We start from the raw sequence: 2,054 nt of genomic DNA, 5'->3' as shown, positions 1-2,054 counted from the left end.
TGGCGCTTAACGGCGTGGGGGTTCAAGTCCCTTCACCCGCATAAAAGAGATAGCCGGCTTAGCTCAGTTGGTAGAGCATCTGATTTGTAATCAGAGGGTCGCGTGTTCAAGTCATGTAGCCGGCATTTGATATGGTCCGTTGGTCAAGGGGTTAAGACACCGCCTTTTCACGGCGGTAACACGGGTTCGAATCCCGTACGGACTATGTTTTGAGTAGCTTATGTTACTCTTTTTATTTTGTTTCTTTTTTTTATATGTTATAATGATTTATAATATTATTTTTGAGGTGAATTTATGTCTAAAGTATTTGTTTTTGGTCATCAAAATCCTGATTCTGATGCTATTGGTTCTTCGTATGGTTATGCTTATTTGAAACGTCAGCTTGGTGTTGACGCTGAGGCAGTTGCTTTGGGTGCTCCAAATGAGGAAACTGCTTTTGTTCTTGACTATTTCGGAGTTAAGGCTCCTCGTGTTGTTAACTCAGCACAAGAAGAGGGTGTTAATCAAGTTATTCTTACTGACCACAATGAGTTTCAACAATCAATTTCTGATATTAAGGATGTTCAAATTATTGAAGTAGTCGATCACCATCGTGTAGCTAATTTTGAAACGGCTAATCCTTTAATGATGCGCCTTGAACCTGTTGGTTCTGCTTCTTCAATTGTTTATCGTATGTTTAAAGAAAATAATGTTGAAGTTCCTAAAGAAGTTGCCGGTTTGCTCTTGTCTGGTTTAATTTCTGACACTCTTCTTCTCAAATCTCCAACTACTCACGCTACAGATCCTGCAGTTGCAGCTGATCTTGCTGAAATTGCTGGTGTTAATTTGGAAGAATATGGTCTTGCAATGTTAAAAGCTGGTACTAATCTTTCTTCCAAGTCTGCTGAAGTACTTATTGATATTGATGCTAAAACTTTTGAGTTGAATGGTAATAAAGTTCGTGTTGCTCAAGTTAATACAGTTGATATTGCTGATGTTCTTTCTCGTCAAGAAGAAATTGAAGCAGCTATTAATACTTCAATCAAGGATAATGGTTATTCTGATTTTGTCTTGATGATTACTGATATTCTTAATTCAAATTCAGAGATTCTTGCCCTTGGTTCTAATGCTGATAGGGTTGAGAAAGCTTTTGATTTTGTTCTTGAAAATAATCATGCTTTTCTTGAGGGAGCTGTCTCACGTAAAAAACAAGTAGTACCTCAATTAACTGAAAGCTTTAATGCTTAAAAAATAGGCCTTTAGGCCTTTTTTTTGTAATCTGAATAATGGTATAATACTTTCTATGATAAAACAATTTAACCCAGACAAATTATCCAAACAACCATTTTTTATTGATTTGATTAATTTTCTATATTTAAATCAGCCTGTAACATTACGGGAGATTAAAAAAGAATTTTCTTCTCAGGATAATCTAGACCGTTTGATAGAAGAATTTGTGAAGGCAAACTATATTGAACGTTCTAATAAACGATATTCTTTATTAATTAGTTTTGTTTCTGATGTTTCTACAGTTGATTTGGATCAGCATTTATTTATTGATGATGCCACTTCTCTTTATCAAGAATTAATAGGTTGTCGTTTTAGGACTAAAGTTTTGAATTCTACTAATGATGTTATTATTCAAGAGTACACCAGTATAACGAGGGATGATAATACAATTTCTAATTATTTTTATAAGTTAAGAGAAAATTTACCATTTTCGGAAGAACAGAATAGGTTATATAATTTATTAGGAGATGTCAATCCGGAGTATTTTTTGAAGTACGTAACAACTTTTCTTCTGAAATTTGTTAGGAAAGATGTTTTGCTTCAAAAGAGGAGGAACATCTTTGTCGATGCTTTAGAAATACTGGGATATATTATCCAAGTGGAAGAGGGGCATTATACTTTGAATATGGACTTAGATATTGATGGTTTAGTTTATAGTACAAAAAACTCTAAGCAGGCTTAGCCTGCTAACTCATGACAGAAAAGAAAGTTCGGCTTATAATGAAGGTGAACAATGTAAATCCGTGGTCTTTAATAGGGCTTTTCCTAGTCTGTACAAAAAACTG

The 2,054-nt window shown here is 34.4% G+C and carries 2 protein-coding genes and 2 tRNA genes; all 4 read left to right on the top strand.

The genetic code is table 11. The features are described 5' to 3' along the window. Positions 1–52: 52 nt before the first annotated feature. The 4 genes from PCY14_RS09840 to PCY14_RS09825 all read left to right on the top strand — a co-directional run bounded on the left by PCY14_RS09840 (position 53) and on the right by PCY14_RS09825 (position 1,951). Positions 53–125: transfer RNA gene (locus PCY14_RS09840), tRNA-Thr, on the top strand. 8 nt (positions 126–133) lie between these two features. Beyond that, positions 134–205, top strand: a tRNA-Glu gene (locus tag PCY14_RS09835). Positions 206–294: 89 nt separating this feature from the next. Then, on the top strand, positions 295–1,227 hold the full coding sequence (locus PCY14_RS09830) for a manganese-dependent inorganic pyrophosphatase (protein ID WP_008533826.1): 933 nt from the start codon (positions 295–297) through the stop codon (positions 1,225–1,227). A 55-nt stretch (positions 1,228–1,282) separates the two neighbouring features. Further along, positions 1,283–1,951 (top strand): DUF1803 domain-containing protein, encoded by a 669-nt coding sequence (locus PCY14_RS09825; RefSeq protein WP_293930321.1) that lies wholly within the window; start codon positions 1,283–1,285, stop codon positions 1,949–1,951. Positions 1,952–2,054: the final 103 nt, after the last annotated feature.

The sequence above is a fragment of the Streptococcus sp. SV2 genome (genome assembly GCF_030440175.1).
In the GTDB taxonomy this organism is placed as follows: domain Bacteria; phylum Bacillota; class Bacilli; order Lactobacillales; family Streptococcaceae; genus Streptococcus; species Streptococcus raffinosi.
This window is presented reverse-complemented; position numbering and strand designations above follow the sequence as displayed.

Excerpts from the sequence above, each read along its gene's own strand:
- PCY14_RS09830 (WP_008533826.1), top strand. The coding sequence starts at position 295 with ATGTCTAAAGTATTTGTTTTTGGTCATCAAAATCCTGATTCTGATGCT.
- PCY14_RS09825 (WP_293930321.1), top strand. The coding sequence starts at position 1,283 with ATGATAAAACAATTTAACCCAGACAAATTATCCAAACAACCATTTTTT.